This is a genomic window from Polaromonas sp. P4_F6 (genome assembly GCF_056401275.1).
The window spans coordinates 311,658-333,324 of sequence record NZ_JBFUJQ010000002.1; the positions used below are offsets into that span (position 1 = coordinate 311,658).

Consider the following 21,667-nt stretch of genomic DNA (forward strand, 5'->3'; position numbering starts at 1 on the left):
TTCAGGGTGAGGTGAAAGACGATGCTAGCAATTCGGCGGAAGAATCAGCAGCCGAGGTAACAGGTGAAGTGCCCGCAGCTTGCCGGACCCGGGGCGCGTCGGGGTGCCAGCCCAGCACGGCCAGCAGCACAAAGAAGCCGACCACATAGCCCAGCGCCACATGCCAGCCGCCCTTGAGCCAGGCGGCTACGGACCTGGCCTCGGGGTACATATTGGCCAGCGCCACGCCGGCCGAGGAGCCGAACCACAGCATGCTGCCGCCGAAGCCCACGGCATAGGCCAGAAAACCCCAGTCGTAGCCGCCCTGGTGCAGGGCCAGCGCCGTGAGCGGGATGTTGTCGAACACCGCGCTCACAAAACCCAGGCCGAAAGCGGTTTGCCAGCTGGCGGCCGGCAGGTGCTGCACCGGCATCATGGAAGCGCACAGCACCAGCGACAGCAGAAAGACGCTGCCGCGCGCGGCCTCGGGCAGCAGGCCCCAGTTGGAGCGGCGCCAGGGCGTGGTCAGCGCGATCGCCGCCCACACGGCGACACCTATCACCGGAAACCGCTCCAGCACTGCGGGGTCGCGCAGGTTGAAGTACACATTGGCGGCCACCGCCGACAGCAGGATGGTGGCGACAATGCCCAGGCGCGCCCAATGCAGCTGCGCGCCCGGCACGGCGTCCTTCATGATGGGCTGGAACGCGTGCTGCTGGCGCGCCGCTACCACGCCGAAGATGGCCAGCGCCACCACAGCGCCCGCATAGGATTCGAAGACTTGGCCCGGCGAGACGCCGGCAATCCACATCATGGTGGTGGTGGTGTCGCCCACCACACTGCCCGAGCCGCCCGCGTTGCTGGCGGCCACGATGGCGGCCAGGAAGCCGATGTGCACGCGCTTGCGGTAGAGCACGGACGCCATGGTGCCGCCTATCATGGCCGCCGCAATGTTGTCGAGAAAGCTGGAGAGCACAAAGACCAGCAGCAGCATCACAAAGCCGCCCTTCCAGTCGTCGGGCAGGTAGCGCGGCAGCAGCGCCGGAATGCCGCTTTTTTCGAAATGGTCGGACAGCAGCGCGAAACCCAGCAACAGGCCCAGCAGGTTGGCCAGCGTCACCCACTCATGCGCCAGCAATTGCAGCAGGCCGCCCAGGCCGGGCGTGCCGGAAAAATCGCCCAGCGCGAGTTTGTAGAGCGTGATCACCGCCAGGCCAGTCAGCGCCACCTTGAGCGTGTGCCGGTGCAGCAGCGCCACACCGAGCAGCGTCAGGCCGAACAACACAAAATCAAGGGGGATACCTGCAATAGCCACGCGCTGGTTTTGGATAAAAGATAAGTAAGCGGTCGATTATGCCGGTGAGGCGATTTCAAACACCTGGCGCAGGTAGGCCAGGTATTTTTCGTCGTCGCACATGTTCTTGGACGGGGTGTCGGAAAGCTTGGCCACCGGCTGGCCGTTGCAGCGGATCATCTTGATGACGATCTGCAGCGGCTCGTAACCGAGGTCGTTGGTCAGGTTGGTGCCTATGCCGAAGGCCAGCTGGCAGCGGCCCTTGAACTGGTGGTACAGCTCTATGGTGCGCGGCACCGTAAGACCGTCGCTGAAGATCAGCGTCTTGGTTTTGGGGTCGACCCGGTTTTTGCTGTAGTGCGCAAGCATGCGCTCGCCCCACTGGAAAGGGTCCCCGCTGTCGTGGCGCGCGCCGTCGAACAGCTTGCAGAAATACATGTCGAAGTCGCGCAGGAAAGCGCTCATGCCGTAGACATCGGACAGCGCGATACCGAGGTCGCCGCGGTACTCCTTGGCCCACGATTCAAAAGCGAAGACCTGGCTGTCGCGCAGCCGCGGCCCCAGCGCCTGGCAGGCCTGCAGGTATTCATGCGCCATGGTGCCCAGCGGCGTCAGGCCCAGCTTCATCGCGAACAGCACGTTGCTGGTGCCGGCGAACTGCCCCTGCATCCCCGTGCCGAGACGCCCGGCCAGCGTGCGCAGCACTTCCTCGTGCCAGGCCTTGCCGAAGCGGCGGCGCGTGCCGTAGTCGGCGATCTTGAGCGCGCCCAGGCCCTCGGCCTGCAGCTCGCCGATCTTGGTGTCCAGGCGCCTGCGGCCTTCAGCGAAGTCGGCCTTTTTCTGCGTGTTGCGGAAATAGACCTCGTTGATGATGGCCAGCACCGGGATCTCGAACAGGATGGTGTGCAGCCAGGGACCCTTGATGGAGACCTCGATCTCGCCCGAGGGCAGCGCCGTGACGCTGACATATTTTTCATTGAGCCGGAAGATGCCGAGGAAGTCGACAAAGTCGCTCTTGATGAAGCGCATGGCCTTGAGGTAGGCCAGTTCGGCATCCTGGAAACGCAGGTTGCACAGGCCACGGATCTCTTCGCGTATCTCGGTCACATAGGGCGCCAGGTCGCCTATGCCAGTCGCGCCGGCGTTGCGGCATTTGAAGCGGTACTCCACCTCGGCGCCCGGAAACTGGTGCAAGACCACCTGCATCATGGTGAACTTGTACAGGTCCGTATCTAGGAGGCTGGTGATGATCATGGAGAACGCTTGAGGGCCGCGGCGCCGGGGGCGCCTTGGCGGTTAATCAGGTGAACAAGCCCGCAGCAAACCATGCAGGCGGGCATCCAACGCGCCGGCTCAGGTACCGAGGAAATCCACTTCAAACAGCAAGGTGGCATTCGGCGGAATCACGCCGCCGGCGCCGCGTGCGCCGTAGCCCAGCGCGGCCGGAATGATCAGGCGGCGCGTACCGCCCACCGACATGCCCTGCACACCTTCGTCCCAGCCGCGAATGACCTGGCCCGCGCCCAGCGAAAACTCGAAGGGCTGGCCGCGGTCCTTGCTGGAGTCGAACTTGGCGCCCTGCACGCCGTCGTTGTAAAGCCAGCCGGTGTAGTGGACCTTGACGCTCTGGCCGGCCTTGGCGATGGCGCCGGTACCCAGCACGGTGTCTTCGTACTGCAGGCCGGAGGCGGTGGTGGTGATGTTGCTCATGGGGGTCCTTTGAGGGAAGGGAAGATTAAGAAGAGGAGGAAAAAGAGAAAAAACGGGAAAGAAGCGGGTCTTTCTTCACGAACCCCTGACTTTACCCGCAACCAGCAAAACCAGCCTGTCAGCACGGGCAGCCAGCAGCTGATTCTGTTCGGCCACCAGCAGGCCCAGGCCTTGCCGGCGCAGTGCCAGCAGCGCGTCGCGAATCGCTTCCACCAATACGGGGGCAATGCCCTCGCAAGGCTCGTCCAGCAGCAGGATGCGCGGGCCGGTCATCAGCGTGCGGGCAATCGCCAGCATCTGCTGCTCGCCGCCGCTCATCTGGTCGGCGCGGCGTCCCAGCATGGCTTTGAGCGCGGGGAACAGGTCCAGCGCCCTGGCCTCCTGCGCCTGCAGGTCGCGGCCCGCCGCGATGCGCAGGTTCTCGCGCACCGTGAGCTCGGTAAACAGGCGGCGGTCCTCGGCGACATAACCCAGGCCGGCCTGGGCGCGGCGGTGGGTGTCCCAGCGTTCAATCGCCGCCAGGCCCGCGCCCTGCGGGCCCGCCGGGTCGCGGTAGCGGATGTGGCCTTCGGTGCGCACTTCCAGGCCCATCAGGGACTTGAGCAGCGTGGACTTGCCGGCGCCGTTCAGGCCCTGCAGCACCACCAGTTCACCGGGCGCTACCCGCAGCGACACCGCGAACAAGGCCTGGGCCGGGCCGTAAAAGGCATTGAGCTGGTCGACCTCAAGCATGGCTCTCTCCTTCGCCGCCGGCCTGGCCCAGGTAGCGGCTGCGCACCACGGCGTCGCGCGAAATCTCGTCGAACGAGCCCTGCGCCGCCAGCCGGCCCTCTATCAGCACCAGCACGCGGTCGGCCACACCGGCCACGGCATCCATATTGTGTTCGGTGTAAAGCACGGCCATGCCCTGCCCCGCCAGACGCTTGACGAGCTGCATCAGCTCGGCGCGCTCGGGCCCTGCCAGGCCGGCGGCCGGTTCGTCGAGCAGCAGGAGCTGCGGCCGGGCCGCCAGCGCCACGGCCAGTTCCAGCCGCTTCTTCGCGCCATAGGGCAGGCTCAGCGCATCCTGCGACGCCAGCGCTTCCAGGCCGGTTTGCGCCAGCAGCGCCAGGGCCTGTTCGCGCGCCTGGCCGTCCAGGCTCCTGAAGGCGGAAATCGCCCGCAGACCCAGGCGCGCCTGAATCGCCAGTTGCACGTTCTGCAGCACCGTGAGCGCTTCAAACACCTGGGCCACCTGGAAGCTGCGCGCCACGCCCAGTTGCAGGCGCGCCTGCGGGCTGAGCCCCCGCAGCGCCTGGCCGTTCCAGGCGATGCTGCCCCCCGTGAGCGGGTACTGGCCGGCAATGCAGGCAAAGGTGGTGGACTTGCCGGCGCCGTTGGGGCCTATCAGGGCCACGCACTGGCCGGCCGGCACGTCAAAACTCACGCCGTCCACGGCGCGCAGGCCGCCGAAATGCTTGACCAGTTGTTGGACCTGCAGCATCAGGCGCCCCTTCCAGGCCAACGCCGCCGCCAGGCGCCAACAAGGCGCGGCAGCAGGCCCAGCAGCCCCGAGGGCGAAGCCACCATGATCAGCATGATGAAGACACCCAGCAGGCCGCGCCAGTAAGTGACTTCGCGGCCCAGCTCGGCGCCGGCGTAGCTCAGCACCATGCTGCCCGCCACCACGCCCCAGAGCTGGTGCACGCCGCCCAGCAAGACCACCAGCAAGGCATCGACGGAGGTGGAGACCGATGCGAGCGAGGGAAACACCGCGCCCTTGTGCGCGGCAAACAGGCCGCCTGCCAGGCCCGCGAGCACGGCGCTCTCGACAAAAATCCGATACTTGAGCCAGTTCACCGCCAGCCCCGAGGCCGAGGCGCGCAAAGGCGCGTCGCGCAGGGCCTGCAGCGCGGCTCCCATGACCGAACGCGCCAGAAAGCGCAGCGCCGCCACGGCCACCAGCGCCAGCCCCAGCAGCAGCGCGTAAAACACCGGCCGGCCTTCGTCACCGACCAGCGTGAGGCCTATCAGGCCGTTGTCGCCGCCGGTGAGTTCCACCCACTGCGTGGCGCCGGCCCAGACCACCTGCGCGAGCGCCAGCGACAGCATGGCCAGGTACACGCCGCTGCTACGCACCACCGCCGCGCCGAACACCGCGGCCACTGCCAGGGCCGCGCCGCAACCGGCCGCCAGCGCCAGCGGAAGCGAGGCGCCCCAAAGGCTGTGCGAGAGCGCCGCGCCGTAGGCGCCCAGCGCAAAAAAGGCGGCGTGGCCAAAGCTGACCAGGCCGCCCAGCGCCATCATGGACTGCAGGCTGATGCCGAAAATCATGAGGATCAGCGCATCGGCCGCCAGCGCCTGCCAGTAAGGCCCACCCGCCCAGGCCAGGCCGGCCAGCAGCAGCATGGCGGCCGCGATGGCCGAAGACCCGGCCGCACCCACGCCCAGGCCGCGAAACTTCTGCGCCGCCTCGCGCACACCGCTGCCGGCCTCCTGCGCCGAGACCGCCCTGCCGTTGAGCCCCTGGGGCCGAAACACCAGCACCACGGCCATGGTCAGGAACACGATGACCAGCGTGGCTTGCGGAAACACGTTGATGCCGAAGGCATGGACCAGCCCTATCAGCAGGGCCGCCACAAAAGCGCCGCCTATGCTGCCCAACCCGCCAGTGACCACCACCACAAAGGTTTCCACGATCACATTCATGTCCATCTGCAGGTGGGCGGGCTCACGCGGCAGCTGCAGCGCGCCGGCCAGGCCCGCCAGCGCGCAGCCCAGCACCACGGCGCCCAGCATCAGCGGGCGCGGGTTGACGCCCAGCGCCGCTAGCATGGAGCGGTCCTGCGTGGCCGCGCGCAGGCGCTGGCCGAAACGCGAGCGCCGCAGCAGCAAATGCAGGCCCAGCCAGACCAGCGGGCCCAGCGCGATCATCGCGAGCTGGTAGACCGGAAAAAACTCGTCGCCGATTTGCACCGAGCCTTTGAGGCCCGGAAAGCGCGGCGCGAACACTTCGTCGGGGCCGAAGCCCCATTGCATCGCGTCATGCATCGCCAGCGTGAGGCCGAAGGTGGCGACCAGTTGGTACAACTCGGGCGCGCCGCTCATGCGCCTGAGCAGCAAAAACTCCGCTGCGGCTCCCGCCAGGCCCGCGCAGGCCGCGCCCATCAGGATCGCCAGCAAGTACAGCGGCGCGCTTTCGCCCCAGGCCGGAAACCAGTGGCTGACCCAGTGCGCCGTGAACAGCGCGCCCAGCATGAAAAAACTGCCGTGCGCGAAATTCACGATGCGGGTCACGCCGAAGATCAGCGTGAGGCCCGCCGCCATCAGGAACAGCGTGGTGGCGTAAGACAGTCCACCCAGCAGCTGGACCACGGAAAACGTCATCCAGTCAGTCCAACCAGGTGGTGAACTCGGAAGCGGGGACCCGTGGAGTACGGAAGGTGTTGACCAGCGCCGTTTCATCGGCATAACCCAGCGACATGCCGCACACCAGCATCTCGTCAGGACTCGCGCCTATGTGCGGCAGGATGATTTTTCCGAAACCGTTCCAGGCGGCCTGCGGGCAGGTGTGCAGGCCCAGGCCGCGCGCGGCCACCATGAGGTTCTGCATGAACATGCCGTAATCCACCAGCGAGCCGCGGCCCATCACGCGGTCCAGCGTGAACATCAGGCCCACGGGCGCGTCGAAGAATTTGAAATTGCGGTGGTGCTGCGCATGCATCCTGTCCTTGTCGCCCTTGGTGATGTCCAGCAGGCCGTAAAGGCCCCAGCCATTGGCACGGCGCCGGTCTATATAGGGCGAGACCCATTTCTCGGGGTAGTAGTCGTACTCCTCCTGGTACTCAGCCGCCAGCGCGGGGTCGGCGTACAGCGCGTCATGCGCCTGGCAGACCCTTTCGACCAGGGTGTCGCGGCTCGCACCCTGCAGCACATAGGCTTTCCAGGGCTGGGTGTTGGTGCCCGAAGGTGCGCGGCTGGCGACCTCCAGCAGGTGGGCAATGGTTTCGCGCGGCACCGGCTTGGGTAAAAACTGGCGTATCGACTGGCGGCTCACGATGGCTTCATCCACCGCATTGCGCGCATCGCCGGCCTGGCGCGGGGTGATATAGGGAAGCACGGGCGGTGCCTGGGTCATCTGAGGGTCTCCAGTACGGAAAGCAGTTCGGGCGGAAGCGGCGCCGGCCGGCGCGTGGCGCGGTCGACGTAAACATGGATGAAATGGCCCCTGGCTGCGCACAGCTGGTTTTCATCGCCGGGGAACAAGGCCACCTCGTAGCGCACGCTGGACGAGCCCACATGCGCCACGCGGATCCCGGCCACCACGGGCTCGGGAAAGGCCAGCGGCGCGAAGTAATTGCATTGGGTTTCTATGACCAGGCCGATCACGCCGCCGTGGTGGATATCGATGACGCCGCGTTCGATGAGCAGGCCGTTGACGGCGGTATCGAACCAGCTGTAGTAAACAACGTTGTTGACGTGGCCGTAGATGTCGTTGTCGGACCAGCGGGTGCCGATGTCGCGGAAAGCTTTGTAGGCGCTACGGGCTTCGGCTTGCGGCCGTGTCGGGGAACTCATGAGGCCTTATTTTGCCAGCGCGGGCCGCGCCGGGCTCACCGGCATTTTTGACCCGATGGCCTGGGGCTCGCGCCCCAGCAGTTCCGGCAATCGGTTGGGTGAGGGAACGTTGTCCCGCTGCAGCAAGATCCAGTGCCCATAAGAAAACGGCGAGAAATGCAGCACGTCGCAAACATGCGCGCCCAGCCGTGCCGCCCAATTGGGCAGCGGCAGTTGCAGCGCGCGGGTGGCGGTGTAGTCGGCGCGCAGTTCGCGCAGGTATTCCGCATAGCCATAACGACGGCTGCCGCCCAGTTCGACCTCGCGGTGGGCGGCCAGGGACGGCATGGCCGCCAGGGCGGCGAAGGCCAGGCCGAGGTCGGTGGCCGTCATGGCCGCGATGCCGCCGCGCGCGCCGCGCGGAATGCCATGCACAGGTGAGCGCGACAGGCCGCGCAGCCAGCGCGCGCCAAAACCGCCCTCACCGTCGAGCAGCGAGGGGCTCACGATGGCGTAGTCGCTGCCCGAGGCCGCGATGGCGCGCTCGCCCAGCAGCTTGCTTGAGAGGAAGCGGCTTTTGGCGCCTTCGTGCAAACCCAGGGCCGAGGTGTGTATGAAGCGTATGCCCGCCTTGGCACAGGCGACGGCCAGCGCCGCTGGCGCGCGGTGGTGCACATGGTCGTAGGACTCGTTGGGCCGCTGGCGCAGTATGCCCACGCAATTGACAACCACATCGACATCCTTGAGCAGCGCGTCCCAGGCGCCCGGCTGCTGCAGCTGTTCAAAACGCGCGAGGCGCATGTCGGCAAAGGAATAAGTGGCCTGGTGGCGCTCGGGGTGGCGGCTACCTATCGCGAGCCGCGCACCCGACGCGTGCAGTGCCGCCACGGCATGGCGGCCAATGAAGCCGGTGCCGCCAAGGACGAGGACACGCACAAGGGAAGATTCTTCAGGAGGGTCAGCAATATCGGTGGTGTTCGGCGCCATGTTTTGCTTTTGTCTGTCCAGGGGTCGCCGAAGCGAATCTGAGGCAATGTAGCAGCAATGCTAGGGATTCCAGCGCGCCCAGTATTCGAGTGCCAGCGTGTAAGTGTTCATCTGCACCTGCACGGTCTCGTCGATGTTGATACCGTAACCGCCCGCCATGGCAAATGCCAGCGGGATGCGGCGCTGCCAGGCCCAGTCGAAGACGCGGCGGTCGCGCGCCTCCAGTCCGTCGAAACTGAGCGCCAGCCGGCCCAGGCGGTCGCCCTCGTAAGGGTCGGCGCCGGCCAGGTACAGGACCAGGCCGGGCTCGAAGCGTCGCTCGAGTTCGTCGAGCGCATGCTCCAGCGCCTGCAGGTAGGCCGCGTCGCCGCAGCCGTCGGGCAGGTCTACGTCGAGGTCGCTGGCTTCCTTGCGAAATGGGAAGTTTTTCTGCCCGTGCAGCGACAGCGTGAAGACGCTGGGGTCATTAGCAAAGATGCTGGCCGTGCCGTTGCCCTGGTGCACGTCCAGGTCGATGATGGCGACCTGCAGCGGCTTGCGCCCGTGCCTGTGTTGCCGCGCCCATTCCGCCTGCATCAGCCTGGCGGCCACGGCAGCATCGTTGAACACGCAAAACCCGCCGCCCTTGTGCGCATAGGAATGGTGCGTTCCCCCGGCGAGGTTGGCCGCGATGCCCTCCCCCAGCCGGCCCGGCGAACCCATGGCAACGCGGGCCGCCGCGACGGTGGCGCCGGCCGAGCGGCGCGCGCGTTCGGCCATGCCCGGGCTCCAGGGAAAACCAATCTCACGCTGGGCCGCGGCCGGCAGGGTTCCGTGGCTGATGGCGTCTATGTAGTCCGGCGTGTGCACCAGCGCGAGCTCGCCGTCTGTCGCGGCCGGCGCCTGCGCCATGCGCACCCGCGGGCGTTCGTTGACCAGACGGTCGCGCAGCAAACGGTATTTCGCCATGGAAAAGCGATGGCCGGGCGGCAGCGGCAAAACAAAGTTGTCGGCGTAGAAGGCTTGCAAGGCGGGAATGTTGTGATGAGGGCTTGGGACCATTGTGGCCTTGCGCCAGGTACTCAGCAAAATGGCTTCATGCGGTCGACGGGAGTAGTCCTTTTTGGGTACTTTTCAGCGCTGTTTCAGAGCGTTACCTAGGGCCAGGCCTCTAAATTGGTGCACCGCAACATAAAATACTTGCAATGGTGCACACAGTCCCTATACTTGGACTTATGTTGCAGTGCAGCAATTCAGCGCAAAGCAACACCATTGCCCTCACCTAAACCTATTTTGGAGATTCATTATGCTGACCGCTGAACAAGTCCTCGCTTCCCACAAAGCCAACATCGAAACCATGTTTGGCCTGACCCACAAAGCCTTCGAAGGCGTTGAAAAACTGGTCGAACTGAACGTGCAAGCCACCAAGGCCGCCCTGGCTGAAAGCGCCAACCACACGCAAGCCGTGCTGGGCGTGAAAGACGCACAAGAACTGCTGGCCCTGCAAGCCGGCCTGGTCCAGCCCCTGGCTGAAAAGACCGCCGCCTACAGCCGCCACCTCTATGACATCGCTTCGGCCGCCGGCGCTGAACTGGGCAAGACCTTTGAAACCCAGGCTGCCGATGCACAGAAGAAATTCGTCGGCCTGGTCGACAACGCCGCCAAGAACGCACCGGCTGGTTCCGAAACCGCCGTGGCTGTCCTGAAGAGCGCCGTCGCCGCCGCCAACAACGCTTTCGAGTCGGTCCAGAAGGCCGTCAAGCAAGCCACCGACATCGCTGAAGCCAACTTCAACACGGTGGCTGCTTCCGCAGTGAACGCCACCAAGACGACCACCGCCAAAAAGCGCTGATCGCAGCGCCTCGCGCGCTACCGTTCATGGAGCCTGTTTCGCGAACCCTGTTTGATTGAACAGGTTTCAAGCCAGTTGTCTCCTCGGGTCCTTTCCGAAATTCATTTTCACGGACCCCTTAAAGCCCGATCGCAAGATTGGGCTTTTTTTTGGCCTGCTCGCGCTCTCTCTATTTCTGCGCCGTGACTGCCGCGGCCTCGAGTTTGGCCTTGAGCTGCGGCAGCGCCGCCAGCATGGCCGCCCGGCCCGCGTCGATGGCGCGCTGGCGCGCCGAGAAGTCGGCGCTCTTGAGGCCCGTGAGTGAGGGCCGCACGACGACGTCGGCATCCTTGAGCTCATACTGGTTGATGCTTTTGCCCATGATGGCAAAGGTCTGCAGCAGGATCTGCAGGGTGTCGCCCGCGGGATTACCTTCCGGAGGGCTCGAGATGTCGACCGCGATCACGATATCGGCGCCCATTTGCCGCGCAAAACGCACCGGCACCGGCGACACCAGGCCGCCGTCCACATATTCGCGGCCGTTGATCTTGACCGGCAGGAACACCGCCGGCACCGCGCTCGATGCGCGCACCGCCGTGCCGGTGTCGCCGCGCTGGAACAGCACGGCCTGGCCGCTGTTGAGGTCGGTGGCGACGATACCCAGCGGAATCGCCATGTTCTCCATGGTGCGGTTGGCCACCAGGTCGTTGACATAGCGGGCCAACGCGTCGCCGCGGAACATGCCGCGGCCGAAGATGGGCAGCATCCAGTCGGTGATGGCCACCTCCTCCATGTTCAGCGCGGTCTGCTGCAACTGCGCGCTGGTCTTGCCGCTGGCATACAGCGCCGCCACCAGGCTGCCGGCCGAGGTGCCGACCACCAGCTGCGGCTTGAGTCCGGCTTCTTCGAGCACGGCGATCACGCCCACATGGGCAAAACCGCGCGCCGCACCGCCGCCCAGCGCCAGCCCCACACGCACCGGCTTTCTGGCGGCCTCCGCCGGCGGCGGCACGGTCGCAACCGGGCCGGACGGCATGACGGCGCAACCGGCCAGCAACAGCATGGCCACGGCCATGCAGGCGCCCGCATACCTGCCTGGCTCGCATGAAAACGTGCCCAGCGTAGGGACTCTACCAAGAATGATTCTTATTTGCTTTATCATGGCCGGGCTTTAAAAAATACCTGTAAGGAAGTGGAAAGTTATGTTCAAAAAAGTGCTTCTCTCGTCGCTGCTCTTGCTGGCAGGCTTGGCATCGGCCCAGGAGCAGGTGGTCAACCTGTATTCTGCCCGCCATTACCAGACCGACGAAAAGCTCTACAGCGACTTCACCAAGGCCACCGGCATCAAGGTCAACCGCGTGGACGCCGACGACGCCGGCATCCTGGCCCGGCTGAAGGCTGAAGGCGCGGCCTCCCCCGCCGACGTGATTTTGCTGGTCGACGCGGCCCGCCTCTGGAAGGGTGACGCGGACGGCCTGTTCCGGCCCATCAAGTCGCCGGCCCTCGAAGCCGCCATTCCCGCCAAGCTGCGCGCCAAGGAAACCGCCGAAGGCACGACCTGGTTCGGCTTCTCGACCCGCGCCCGCGTGGTGGTGTTCGACAAGCTCAAGGTCAAGAAGGCTGATGTCGACAGCTACGAAAAGCTGGCCGACCCGAAGAACAAGGGCCTGCTGTGCACCCGCTCGGGCGCCCATCCCTACAACCTCTCGCTGTTCGGCGCCGTGACCGAGCACCTGGGCGAAGCCAAGGCCGAGCAGTGGCTCAAGGGCCTGGTGGCCAATATGGCGCGCGACCCCAGGGGCGGCGACAGCGACCAGATCAAGGCCGTGGCCAGCGGCGAATGCGGCATCGCCTTGACCAACACCTACTACCTGGCGCGCATCATGCGTTCCAACGCGCCTGACGACAAAGTCGTGGCCGACCGGGTCGGCGTGGTCTTCCCCAACCAGGACAGCTGGGGCACGCATGTGAACATCGCCGGCGCCGCCGTCGCCAAGAACGCCAAGAACACGGCCAACGCCGTCAAGTTCATGGAATACCTGGCCAGCCCGAGCGCGCAGGAATACTTCGCCAACGGCAACAACGAATGGCCCGCCGTGCCGGGCCTGGGCGTCAGCAACCCGGCGCTCAAGGCCATGAGCCCCTCGGGCAACGGCAGCTTCAAGTCCGAAACCATCCCGATCAGCGCCGTGGGCAACAACCAGCTCAAGGTGCAGCAGATGCTGGACCGCGTCGGCTACAAGTAAGCCCTGCGCCCTTGTTTTAAAAAAGCCCGGCTGCCAACAGGCGCCGGGCTTTTTTCATGCGCCATAATTGACGTTTACGTTAACGTCATGTCGCCCGGGCTTGTCCGTGGGCCCCGGCGTTCACGAAAACCCTTTTTAAACCTCCCACTCTTCATTCAAGGAATCACCATGGAAATCGCAGGCAAAGTATTTATCGTCACCGGCGGCGCATCGGGCCTGGGTGAAGGCACGGCGCGCATGCTGGTGGCCAATGGCGCGAAAGTCGTCATTGCCGATATGCAGGCGGACAAGGGCGAAGCCATCGCCAAGGAACTGGGCGCGGACAAGGCCGCCTTCGTCAAGTGCGACGTGAGCCAGGAAGCCGACGGCCAGGCCGTGGTGGCCAAGGCACTCGCCATGGGCAAGCTGATGGGCCTGGTGAACTGCGCCGGCATCGCGCCCGCCGAAAAAACCGTGGGCAAGAACGGCGCGCACGGCCTGGCCCTGTTCAGCAAGACCATCACCGTCAACCTCATCGGCAGCTTCAACATGATCCGCCTGGCGGCCGACGCCATGTGCAAAAACGAGCCCGAAGCCACCGGCGAGCGCGGCGTGCTGATTTCCACCGCCTCGGTGGCGGCCTACGACGGCCAGATCGGCCAGGCCGCCTACAGCGCCTCCAAGGGCGGCATCGTCGGCATGACCCTGCCGATTGCGCGCGACCTGGCGCGCAACGGCATCCGCAACATGACGATTGCCCCCGGCATCTTCGGCACCCCCATGCTCTTCGGCATGCCGCAGGAAGTGCAGGACTCGCTGGCCGCCGGCGTTCCCTTCCCCTCGCGCCTGGGCACGCCGCAAGACTATGCGCGCCTGGCCAAACACATCATCGAAAACGACATGCTCAACGGCGAAGTGATTCGCCTGGACGGCGCGATCCGCCTCGCACCGCGCTGAGTTTTCGCGCTAGACGGGCTCAGGCCGCGGGCGGATGCAGCGCGGCCAGCCTGTCGGTCAGCAGCGCCGACAGCCTGTCTATCACCTCGTTGACGCGGGCCGGCACGTAGCGCCGGCTCGGCACCACCGCATAGAGCGGCGCCGGCTCGCCCAGGTGGCCCTCAAACAAGCGCACCAGCTTGCCGCCGGCCAGCGAGGCCATGAGGTCGATCTCGGACTGATAGACGATGCCCCGCCCTTCCAGCGCCCACTGCAGCGCGATGGATGCGTCGTTGCAGGCCAGCGGACCAGCCACGCGCACCTGGAAGGGCGCGCTGGCCTCCCCCTGCAATTCAAACTGCCACTGGTCCTGGCGGCGCTCGCGCACATGGCAGACCAGGCAGTCGTGCTGCGCGAGTTCGCAGGGCTGCAGCGGCGTTCCGCGGCGCGTCAGGTAGTCGGGGCTGGCGCAGGCGATGCGGCGGGCCGGCGCCAGCAGGCGCGCCGAATGGGTGGAGTCCATCAGCGGCCCGTTGCGCAGCGCCACGTCTATGCCTTCGCGCACCAGGTCCACGCGCGCATCGCTGATCTGCAGGTCGATTTCAATGCCGGGATGCAGCGCGGCGAATTCCGCCAGCCAGTAGGCGAGCATCTCGCGCGCCAGCATGGCCGTGGCGGTGATGCGTATGCTGCCCGTCAGGCCAAAGGTGCCGGCGCGCACCTTGGCCTGGCCTTCGGCCACCAGCTCGAGCGCGCGGCGCGCATGCTCGACCATGACCGCGCCTTCGGCCGTGGGCCGCACGGCGCGCGTAGTGCGTTCGAACAGGCGCACGCCCAATGAGGTTTCCAGCCGCTTGATCGCCGCGCTGACGGCGGCCGTGGAAAGCCGGCAGCGCTTGCCCGCTCCCGTGAGGCTGCCGGTCTCCGCGGTGGCCAGCAGCACACGCAAGGCATCGAGATTGTCAAATTCCATGGAAGAGTGATTTCTCCGAAACGCCATTGTGGGGCGCGGGGCCGCTGGCTATATTTGCCGGCGGGCCTATAGCCCCCAAGCAAAAACTACAGTCAAGGATATCCCATGAGACACGCCTTCCCGGCACTGGCGGCCACCGCGCTGCTGGCCGCCTGCGCCAGCAGCCCCTCCTCCTTCACCTACCAGGTCCCGGCCGACGAAGTCGCGCGCGGCGCCAAGTACATGCAGCCCGAAGGTTCTTCGGGCTTCACGCCCAAGCCGGGCTGGGCCACGAAGAAGTTCGCCGTGGCCGCCGCCAACCCGCTGGCCACCGACGCCGGTTACCAGGTGCTCAAGGCCGGCGGCTCGGCCATAGACGCGGCGATTGCCGTGCAGATGGTGCTCACGCTGGTGGAGCCGCAATCCAGCGGCATAGGCGGCGGCGCCTTCCTGCTGCACGCCAGCGGCGGCAAGGTCGAGGCCTTTGACGGCCGCGAAACCGCGCCCGCGGCGGCCGATGAAAAGCTCTTTATCGGCGCCGACGGCAAGCCCATGGCTTTTTACGACGGCGTGGTCGGCGGCCGCTCCGTCGGCACGCCCGGCACCGTGCGCATGCTGGAGATGGCCCACAAGCAGTACGGCCGGCTTCCCTGGGCCCAGCTGTTCGCGCCGGCCATCCAGCTGGCCGAAGGAGGTTTCAAGGTCAGCCCGCGCCTGAACACCCTGCTCAAGGGCGAGCAACACCTGAAGAAGGACCCGACAGCAGCCGCCTACTTCTACAAACCCGACGGCAGCCCGGTGGACGTAGGCCAGACCCTGCGCAACCCGGCCCTGGCCGAGGTGCTGCGCCAGATCGCGGCCAAAGGATCGAGCGCGCTGCTCGAAGGCCAGGTCGCCCAGGCCATCGTTGCCAAGGTACAGGGCCACGCCAGCAACCCCGGCAAGCTGGCCCTGGCCGACCTGGCCGGCTACCAGCCCAAAAAGCGCGACCCCATCTGCACCGACTACAGCGCCGCCGGCAAGGCCTACCGCCTGTGCGGCATGCCGCCGCCCAGCTCGGGCGCGATCGCCGTCGGGCAGATCCTCGGCATCCTGAACAACACGCCCGCCGCCACGCTGGGCCTGGTCAGCGGCAGCGGCGGCGTTCCCGGCACGGTTGCGCCCACGCCTTCGGCCGACTGGCTGCACCTCTATACCGAGGCCTCGCGCCTGGCCTTTGCCGACCGCGGCCAGTACCTGGGCGACCCGGACTTCGTGCAGCCGCCGGGCGGCAGCTGGATGAGCTTGCTGGCCCCCGCCTACCTGAGCGAGCGCGCCAGGCTGATACAACCCGCCGGCCCCAGCATGAAGACCGCCAAACCCGGCGTGCCCGGCGCGGTGAAGACGGCTTATGCGCCTATGCCAGACCAGCCCGAGTACGGCACCTCGCACATCAGCATCATCGACGGCTACGGCAATGCGATCGCCATGACCACGACGATTGAAGACCAGTTCGGCTCGCGCCTGATGACCGACGGCGGCACCGGCAAGGCCGGCGGCTTTTTGCTCAACAACGAGCTCACCGACTTCAGCTTCGCCCCAACGGACGCCGAAGGCAAACCCGTGGCCAACCGGGTGCAGCCCGGCAAGCGCCCGCGCTCGTCCATGGCGCCCACGCTGGTGTTCGATAAAAACTCGGGCCAGCTCGTCATGAGCGGCGGCAGCCCCGGCGGCGCGCTCATCATCCACTTCACGGCCAAGACCCTGTACGGCACGCTGAACTGGGGTCTCAATGCCCAGCAGGCCATCGACCTGCCCAACTTCGGTTCGCTCAACGGCCCCAGCATCCTGGAAGAAAAACGCTTCTCGCCGGCTACCGTCGAGGCGCTGCGCAGCCGCGGCGCCGAGGTGCGCGAGCAAACCATGACCAGCGGCCTGCAGGCCATCCAGAAAACGTCCGAAGGCTTCTTCGGAGGCGCCGACCCGCGGCGCGAGGGGCTGGTACTCGGCGACTGAGCCCTGCACGCCCGAAAGCCGGCCCCCAGCCTCTTCTTCACCAGCAGGGGCCGCGGAACCGGCTTTGCCGGGCCGCAGGCGCAGCGCCCCCTCGGGGGGGCAGCGACCCGCGCAGCGGCGGAGCGTGGGGGCGATAATCAACTGATGGCTATTCCGCAATCATTCATCCAGGAACTGCTCACGCGCGCGGATATTGTGGACATCGTGGGCCGCCATGTGCAGCTCAAAAAGGGCGGCGCCAACTTCATGGGCCTGTGCCCCTTCCATGGCGAAAAATCGCCCTCCTTCAGCGTCAGCCCGACCAAACAGTTCTACCATTGCTTCGGCTGCGGCGTGAGCGGCGACGCGATCAAGTTCATGACCGAATATGGCGGCATGACCTTCATCGAAGCCGTCAAGGACCTGGCCCAGCAATACGGCCTGCAGGTACCCGAGGACGACGTCTCGCCGCAGGACCGCGCCCGCGCCGCGCAGATGCGCGAGCAGCAGGCCACGCTCACCAGCGTGCTCGAAAAAGCCGGCATCGCCTACATCAAGGCCTTGCGCAACTCCGAGCGCGCCATCGACTACTTCAAGGGCCGCGGCGTCTCGGGCGAAGTCGCCAAGACCTTCGGCCTGGGCTACGCGCCCGAGGGCTGGCGCAGCCTGGCCAGCGTGTTCCCCGACTACAACGACCCGCTGCTGGTCGAAAGCGGCCTGGTCATCACCGGCGAGCCCGGCGAGGAAAACGCCGCCGGTGAAGCCAAGCGCTATGACCGCTTTCGCGACCGGGTCATGTTCCCCATCCGCAACGTCAAGGGCGAATGCATAGGCTTTGGCGGCCGCGTGCTGGGCGACGACAAGCCCAAATACCTCAATTCACCCGAAACCCCGGTCTTCAGCAAGGGGCGCGAGCTCTACGGCCTGTTCGAGGCGCGTACCGCCCTGCGCGAGCACGGCTACGCGCTGGTCACCGAAGGCTATATGGACGTGGTGGCGCTGGCCCAAATGGGCTTTGCCAACGCGGTCGCCACCCTGGGAACCGCCTGCACCGCCGACCATGTGCAAAAGCTGTTCCGCTTCACCGATTCGGTGGTCTTCAGCTTTGACGGCGACAGCGCCGGCCGCCGCGCCGCGCGCAAGGCCCTGGACGCCGCCCTGCCCTTTGCCACCGACGTGCGCACCGTCAAGTTCCTCTTCCTGCCAGCCGAGCACGACCCCGACAGCTACATCCGCGAGCACGGCAAGGAAGGTTTTGCGGCCTATGTCAGCAAGGCCGTGCCGCTGAGCCGTTTCCTGCTCGAAGCCGCCGCCGAGGGCTGCGACCTGGACACCGCCGAGGGCCGCGCCCACATGGCCAGCAATGCCCGCCCGCTGTGGAGCCTGATGCCCGACGGCGCCCTCAAACGCCAGTTGCTGGCCGAGATCGCCGACAAGGTGCTGATCGACAGCCGCGAACTGCTGCAGCTGTGGCAGCCGGCCTCCACAGGCTACAAATCCGGCAACAAAAACAGCGGCGGCCCGCGCGGCCAGGGCAAGGGCCACAAGCAGGACGCCGCGCCGGCCCCGGTCCATCACGCGGACATGCCCGACTCCGGCGGCTACCAGCCCGATTACCCCGAAGAGCGCGATTACAGCGCGTCCGAGCCTTCCGGCTATTACCCACCCCCCTCGGCCCCGGGCCGCAGCTTCGGCGAGCGTGGCGGCAGCGCCCGGGCGCCGCGCCGCGTGGCCGGCCGCATACTGCCGGCCAGCCGCGAGGATCGGGTACTCAGGCTGCTGCTGACCGAGGCTCAGACCTGGGACAGGCTCAGCACCGAGGAACATCATTTGCTGGTCGAGCTGCCCGAGCCCCACGGCCCGCTGTTCGTCTGGCTGGAGAGCCAGCTGCACGAACACGGCCCCCAGCCCTGGGCGGCCCTGCGCGAAGGGCTGCGCGGCCATGCCTATGAAAGGCATGCCACCGCCCAGATCGCGCAAATCCCCGAAGGCATAGAAAGCGACTGGACCGAGGTTCGCAGCATCCTGGACCAGCTGCTGCGCCTGCGCCGCCAGCAGGAGATGAGCGAGCTGGCCGCCCGCGCCGCCACCGACCCGGACGCCCGCCAGCGCTACCTGGAACTGCTTGCCAGCCTCAAAACCCCGGCCGACACGGCCCGCTAAGCCGGCCCGGCGCCCGAAAAATAGCTGTTTTGGCGGGTGAAAAAGCGCCCAAAAAACAGGCAACAGGGTATAATCCGATTTTCGACGGCAAGCGCGACAGCAGCACCTCCGGCCCGGCCACCCCGAAACTTCGGGGAACTCACAGATGAGACGGCCACTTCCCCCAGGGAATTCCGCAAGGACTGCACACCAAATGTTCGCCCAAACAGCTTGCCCGGAAAAATAAACCGCGACGCGCCCTGGCGCTGCCCGGCCTGTTTTTCCGTCCTCTTGTTCCTGACTCTGAATCCTTGCCACCGTGCCTGTGCTTTGCGCAGGCGCCAAGGCGCATTTTTGTTTACTGGTAGCCGATAGATATTTAGAACAATTTTTCCGACAACTGGAGGTCCCATGCCTACTGCCAAGCCGAAGAAGCCGAGCACGTCCAAGAAGCCGCAAAGCGCGCAGCCCAAAGCCGCCGCCAAGCCCAAAGCCAAGACAGCGCCCAAAGCCGCTGCCCGGCCCGCAGGCAAGCCTCCAGTCAAAGCAGCCGCAAAGCCTGCCGCCAAGAGCGGCAAGGTTGAAAAGCCGGGAAAAACCACCATATCTGTCAAACCCAGCAAACCCAATGCCCCGGTGAGCAAAGCCCCCCTGAAAACCGCGAAATCCGCGATTTCCGATTTGCCCCTGAAGAAAGCTCCTGCCGTGCCGACCAAGTCCAGCCCCGAATCCAAGCCTCTCGCCGCCCCCGCCGATGTGCCCGTGAAAAAGAAACCCGGCCGCCCGCCGAAGAACCCGGCAGCCGACGGCAGCGCGCCTGCCGCCACCACCGGCGCCAAGCGCGGCCGCAAGCCCAAGAGCGCCACCGCCGCGCCCAAGGACGGCGAAGACCTGGACCTCTCCGACATTGAAGACGACCTGGTCGGCGAACCCGTGGCGGAAACGACCGAAAAGGTCAAACCGCTGCGCATGAAGATCAGCAAGGCGAAGGAACGCGCCTTGATGAAGGAATTCGGCCTGGACGAAACCGTCCTCTCCGAAGAAGACATGCTCAAGCGGCGCCTGCGCCTGAAGACCCTGATCAAGCTCGGCAAGACGCGCGGCTACCTCACGCACGGCGAAATCTCCGACCACCTTCCCGACAAGCTGGTCGACGCCGAAACGCTGGAAGTCGTGGTCAACATGCTCAACGACATGGGCGTGGCCGTGTACGAGCAGGCCCCCGACGCCGAAACCCTGTTGCTGAACAACACCGGCCCCACGGTCGCGACCGAAGAGGAAGCCGAGGAAGAAGCCGAAGCGGCGCTGTCCACCGTCGACAGCGAATTCGGCCGCACCACCGACCCGGTCCGCATGTACATGCGTGAAATGGGCACGGTCGAGCTGCTCACGCGCGAAGGCGAAATCGAGATCGCCAAGCGCATCGAAGGCGGCCTCATGAAAATGATGGAAGCCATCTCGGAAAGCCCCGCCACCATCGCTGAAATCATGCGCCTGGGCGAGGAAATCCGCGAAGGCAAGATCGTCATCTCCACCGTGGTCGACGGCTTCTCCAATCCCAACGAGGCCGACGACTATGTGGCCGAGGAAGACTTCGACGAATTCGACGAGGAAGACGACGACGACGGCAAGGGCGGCTCCAAGGCCCTGACCAAAAAGCTCGAGGAACTCAAGAAAGAAGCCCTCAGCCGCTTCGACAAGATCGCCGCCCTGTTCGAGAAGGTCCACAAGACCTACGACAAGGAAGGCTATGGCACGCCCACCTATGTGAAGGCGCAAAAAGCCCTGAGCGACGAGTTGATGACCGTGCGCTTCACCGCCAAGACCATCGAAAAGCTCTGCGACATGCTGCGCGGCCAGGTGCTGGACGTGCGCAAGAAAGAGCGCGAGCTGCGCCGCATCATCGTCGAGAAGTGCGGCATGCCCCAGGAAGTCTTCATCAAGGACTTCCCGCCCAACCTGCTGAACCTGAAATGGGTCGAGAAGCAGGTCGCCGCCGGCAAGCCCTGGTCGGTGGTGATGGCCCGCAACGTGCCGCCCATCCAGGAACTGCAGACCAAGCTGGCCGAACTGCAGGCCCGCGTGGTGGTGCCGCTGGCCCAGCTCAAGGACATCAACAAGCGCATGAACGAAGGCGAGTCCAACTCGCGCGACGCCAAGAAGGAGATGATCGAGGCCAATTTGCGCCTGGTGATCTCGATCGCCAAGAAGTACACCAACCGCGGCCTGCAGTTCCTCGATTTGATCCAGGAAGGCAACATCGGCCTGATGAAGGCCGTCGACAAGTTCGAATACCGCCGCGGCTACAAGTTCTCGACCTACGCCACCTGGTGGATTCGCCAGGCGATCACGCGCTCCATCGCCGACCAGGCGCGGACCATCCGCATCCCGGTGCACATGATCGAGACCATCAACAAGATGAACCGCCTGTCGCGCCAGCACTTGCAGGAATTCGGCTTCGAGCCGGACGCCAGCATCCTGGCCGCCAAGATGGAGATCCCGGAAGACAAGATCCGCAAGATCATGAAGATCGCCAAGGAGCCGATCTCCATGGAAACGCCTATCGGCGACGACGACGATTCGCACCTGGGCGACTTCATCGAGGACAGCGCCAACACCGCGCCGCTGGAAGCCGCGATGCAGGCCGGCCTGCGCGATGTGGTGAAAGACATCCTCGACAGCCTGACGCCGCGCGAAGCCAAGGTGCTGCGCATGCGCTTCGGTATCGAAATGTCCACCGACCACACGCTCGAAGAAGTCGGCAAGCAGTTCGACGTGACGCGCGAACGCATCCGCCAGATCGAAGCCAAGGCGCTGCGCAAGCTCAAGCACCCTTCGCGTTCGGACAAGCTGCGCAGCTTTATCGATACGCTGTAAACGCGCTTTCTCCCAAAAGCCCGGCCCCGCAAGGCGCCGGGCTTTTTTATGCCTAAGAACCTGTTCACGGTCTAAACGGGGCCGCGTTGGGGTGCAATCGCGATGAGTGGGCCGACCGGGCATGCCGCATGGGCTCATGCCCATGCAAGGGACCGGGTGGCTCAATCGCGCGATTTCACCCCAACCCGGAGGGCAAGCGCCTTCTCGGGCGGTCTGCGGCGTTGCGGCGCTAGCCCATAGCTGCA

Annotated in this window: 19 protein-coding genes; 6 read left to right on the top strand and 13 right to left on the bottom strand. The window is 65.7% G+C overall.

Annotated features, from left to right (window positions below):
• Position 1 precedes the first annotated feature (1 nt).
• The 10 genes from AC1DUN_RS07395 to AC1DUN_RS07440 all read right to left on the bottom strand — a co-directional run bounded on the left by AC1DUN_RS07395 (position 2) and on the right by AC1DUN_RS07440 (position 9,514).
• Complete coding sequence (locus AC1DUN_RS07395; protein ID WP_477713392.1) at positions 2 to 1,294, bottom strand: citrate transporter; 1,293 nt, start codon at positions 1,292 to 1,294, stop codon at positions 2 to 4.
• Positions 1,295 to 1,330: 36 nt separating this feature from the next.
• The gene (gene pncB / locus AC1DUN_RS07400) at positions 1,331 to 2,527 is read right to left on the bottom strand and encodes a nicotinate phosphoribosyltransferase (protein WP_477713393.1); all 1,197 of its coding nucleotides are present in this window, start codon (positions 2,525 to 2,527) and stop codon (positions 1,331 to 1,333) included.
• Positions 2,528 to 2,626: 99 nt separating this feature from the next.
• A complete protein-coding gene (locus AC1DUN_RS07405; RefSeq protein WP_477713394.1) occupies positions 2,627 to 2,983 on the bottom strand; it encodes an FKBP-type peptidyl-prolyl cis-trans isomerase in 357 nt (118 codons plus the stop codon).
• Positions 2,984 to 3,058: 75 nt separating this feature from the next.
• Positions 3,059 to 3,715, bottom strand: coding sequence for an ABC transporter ATP-binding protein (locus AC1DUN_RS07410; RefSeq protein ID WP_477713395.1), 657 nt, complete (start codon positions 3,713 to 3,715; stop codon positions 3,059 to 3,061).
• Complete coding sequence (locus tag AC1DUN_RS07415) at positions 3,708 to 4,466, bottom strand: ABC transporter ATP-binding protein (protein WP_477713396.1); 759 nt, start codon at positions 4,464 to 4,466, stop codon at positions 3,708 to 3,710. The genes AC1DUN_RS07410 and AC1DUN_RS07415 overlap by 8 nt, the downstream gene beginning before the upstream one ends.
• Entirely contained in the window at positions 4,466 to 6,349 is a 1,884-nt protein-coding gene (locus AC1DUN_RS07420; RefSeq protein WP_477713397.1) for an ABC transporter permease, read from the bottom strand. The genes AC1DUN_RS07415 and AC1DUN_RS07420 overlap by 1 nt, the downstream gene beginning before the upstream one ends.
• Before the next feature lie 4 nt (positions 6,350 to 6,353).
• Positions 6,354 to 7,100: a nitroreductase gene (locus AC1DUN_RS07425; RefSeq protein WP_477713398.1), complete on the bottom strand. Its 747-nt coding sequence runs from the start codon at positions 7,098 to 7,100 to the stop codon at positions 6,354 to 6,356.
• A complete protein-coding gene (locus tag AC1DUN_RS07430; protein ID WP_477713399.1) occupies positions 7,097 to 7,540 on the bottom strand; it encodes an acyl-CoA thioesterase in 444 nt (147 codons plus the stop codon). The genes AC1DUN_RS07425 and AC1DUN_RS07430 overlap by 4 nt, the downstream gene beginning before the upstream one ends.
• A 6-nt stretch (positions 7,541 to 7,546) precedes the next feature.
• On the bottom strand, positions 7,547 to 8,455 hold the full coding sequence (locus tag AC1DUN_RS07435) for an NAD(P)H-binding protein (RefSeq protein ID WP_477713400.1): 909 nt from the start codon (positions 8,453 to 8,455) through the stop codon (positions 7,547 to 7,549).
• Positions 8,456 to 8,566: 111 nt separating this feature from the next.
• Entirely contained in the window at positions 8,567 to 9,514 is a 948-nt protein-coding gene (locus AC1DUN_RS07440) for a histone deacetylase family protein (RefSeq protein WP_477713401.1), read from the bottom strand.
• Positions 9,515 to 9,788: 274 nt separating this feature from the next.
• On the opposite strand from AC1DUN_RS07440, the gene AC1DUN_RS07445 reads away from it, so the two are divergent.
• Complete coding sequence (locus AC1DUN_RS07445; RefSeq protein WP_074575166.1) at positions 9,789 to 10,337, top strand: phasin family protein; 549 nt, start codon at positions 9,789 to 9,791, stop codon at positions 10,335 to 10,337.
• Positions 10,338 to 10,506: 169 nt separating this feature from the next.
• Here the strand turns inward: AC1DUN_RS07445 and AC1DUN_RS07450 are convergent, their stop codons facing one another.
• Positions 10,507 to 11,391, bottom strand: coding sequence for a patatin-like phospholipase family protein (locus AC1DUN_RS07450; protein WP_477713402.1), 885 nt, complete (start codon positions 11,389 to 11,391; stop codon positions 10,507 to 10,509).
• A gap of 127 nt (positions 11,392 to 11,518) precedes the next feature.
• Here AC1DUN_RS07450 and AC1DUN_RS07455 point away from each other — a divergent pair, with 127 nt between their 5' ends.
• Positions 11,519 to 12,562, top strand: coding sequence for an extracellular solute-binding protein (locus AC1DUN_RS07455; RefSeq protein ID WP_477713403.1), 1,044 nt, complete (start codon positions 11,519 to 11,521; stop codon positions 12,560 to 12,562).
• Positions 12,563 to 12,730: 168 nt separating this feature from the next.
• Positions 12,731 to 13,498, top strand: coding sequence for a 3-hydroxyacyl-CoA dehydrogenase (locus AC1DUN_RS07460; protein ID WP_074575022.1), 768 nt, complete (start codon positions 12,731 to 12,733; stop codon positions 13,496 to 13,498).
• 19 nt (positions 13,499 to 13,517) lie between these two features.
• Here AC1DUN_RS07460 and AC1DUN_RS07465 read toward each other — a convergent pair whose 3' ends face one another.
• Positions 13,518 to 14,450: a LysR family transcriptional regulator gene (locus AC1DUN_RS07465; protein WP_477713404.1), complete on the bottom strand. Its 933-nt coding sequence runs from the start codon at positions 14,448 to 14,450 to the stop codon at positions 13,518 to 13,520.
• Between the two features lie 105 nt (positions 14,451 to 14,555).
• Between AC1DUN_RS07465 and AC1DUN_RS07470 the strand changes: the two genes are divergently transcribed.
• Together AC1DUN_RS07470 and dnaG are read left to right on the top strand one after the other, a co-directional pair.
• On the top strand, positions 14,556 to 16,424 hold the full coding sequence (locus tag AC1DUN_RS07470) for a gamma-glutamyltransferase family protein (RefSeq protein ID WP_477713405.1): 1,869 nt from the start codon (positions 14,556 to 14,558) through the stop codon (positions 16,422 to 16,424).
• 144 nt (positions 16,425 to 16,568) lie between these two features.
• On the top strand, positions 16,569 to 18,566 hold the full coding sequence (dnaG, locus tag AC1DUN_RS07475; RefSeq protein ID WP_477713406.1) for a DNA primase: 1,998 nt from the start codon (positions 16,569 to 16,571) through the stop codon (positions 18,564 to 18,566).
• Here dnaG and AC1DUN_RS07480 read toward each other — a convergent pair.
• Positions 18,563 to 19,279, bottom strand: coding sequence for a hypothetical protein (locus AC1DUN_RS07480; protein WP_477713407.1), 717 nt, complete (start codon positions 19,277 to 19,279; stop codon positions 18,563 to 18,565). The two genes, dnaG and AC1DUN_RS07480, sit on opposite strands and share 4 nt — an antisense overlap.
• Between AC1DUN_RS07480 and rpoD the strand changes: the two genes are divergently transcribed.
• The gene (gene rpoD, locus AC1DUN_RS07485) at positions 19,251 to 21,422 is read left to right on the top strand and encodes an RNA polymerase sigma factor RpoD (RefSeq protein ID WP_477663971.1); all 2,172 of its coding nucleotides are present in this window, start codon (positions 19,251 to 19,253) and stop codon (positions 21,420 to 21,422) included. The two genes, AC1DUN_RS07480 and rpoD, sit on opposite strands and share 29 nt — an antisense overlap.
• Positions 21,423 to 21,667: the final 245 nt, after the last annotated feature.

Excerpts from the sequence above, each read along its gene's own strand:
- pncB (WP_477713393.1), bottom strand. The coding sequence starts at position 2,527 with ATGATCATCACCAGCCTCCTAGATACGGACCTGTACAAGTTCACCATG.
- AC1DUN_RS07405 (WP_477713394.1), bottom strand. The coding sequence starts at position 2,983 with ATGAGCAACATCACCACCACCGCCTCCGGCCTGCAGTACGAAGACACC.
- AC1DUN_RS07410 (WP_477713395.1), bottom strand. The coding sequence starts at position 3,715 with ATGCTTGAGGTCGACCAGCTCAATGCCTTTTACGGCCCGGCCCAGGCC.
- AC1DUN_RS07415 (WP_477713396.1), bottom strand. The coding sequence starts at position 4,466 with ATGCTGCAGGTCCAACAACTGGTCAAGCATTTCGGCGGCCTGCGCGCC.
- AC1DUN_RS07420 (WP_477713397.1), bottom strand. The coding sequence starts at position 6,349 with ATGACGTTTTCCGTGGTCCAGCTGCTGGGTGGACTGTCTTACGCCACC.
- AC1DUN_RS07425 (WP_477713398.1), bottom strand. The coding sequence starts at position 7,100 with ATGACCCAGGCACCGCCCGTGCTTCCCTATATCACCCCGCGCCAGGCC.
- AC1DUN_RS07430 (WP_477713399.1), bottom strand. The coding sequence starts at position 7,540 with ATGAGTTCCCCGACACGGCCGCAAGCCGAAGCCCGTAGCGCCTACAAA.
- AC1DUN_RS07450 (WP_477713402.1), bottom strand. The coding sequence starts at position 11,391 with ATGGCCGTGGCCATGCTGTTGCTGGCCGGTTGCGCCGTCATGCCGTCC.
- AC1DUN_RS07455 (WP_477713403.1), top strand. The coding sequence starts at position 11,519 with ATGTTCAAAAAAGTGCTTCTCTCGTCGCTGCTCTTGCTGGCAGGCTTG.
- AC1DUN_RS07460 (WP_074575022.1), top strand. The coding sequence starts at position 12,731 with ATGGAAATCGCAGGCAAAGTATTTATCGTCACCGGCGGCGCATCGGGC.
- AC1DUN_RS07465 (WP_477713404.1), bottom strand. The coding sequence starts at position 14,450 with ATGGAATTTGACAATCTCGATGCCTTGCGTGTGCTGCTGGCCACCGCG.
- AC1DUN_RS07470 (WP_477713405.1), top strand. The coding sequence starts at position 14,556 with ATGAGACACGCCTTCCCGGCACTGGCGGCCACCGCGCTGCTGGCCGCC.
- dnaG (WP_477713406.1), top strand. The coding sequence starts at position 16,569 with ATGGCTATTCCGCAATCATTCATCCAGGAACTGCTCACGCGCGCGGAT.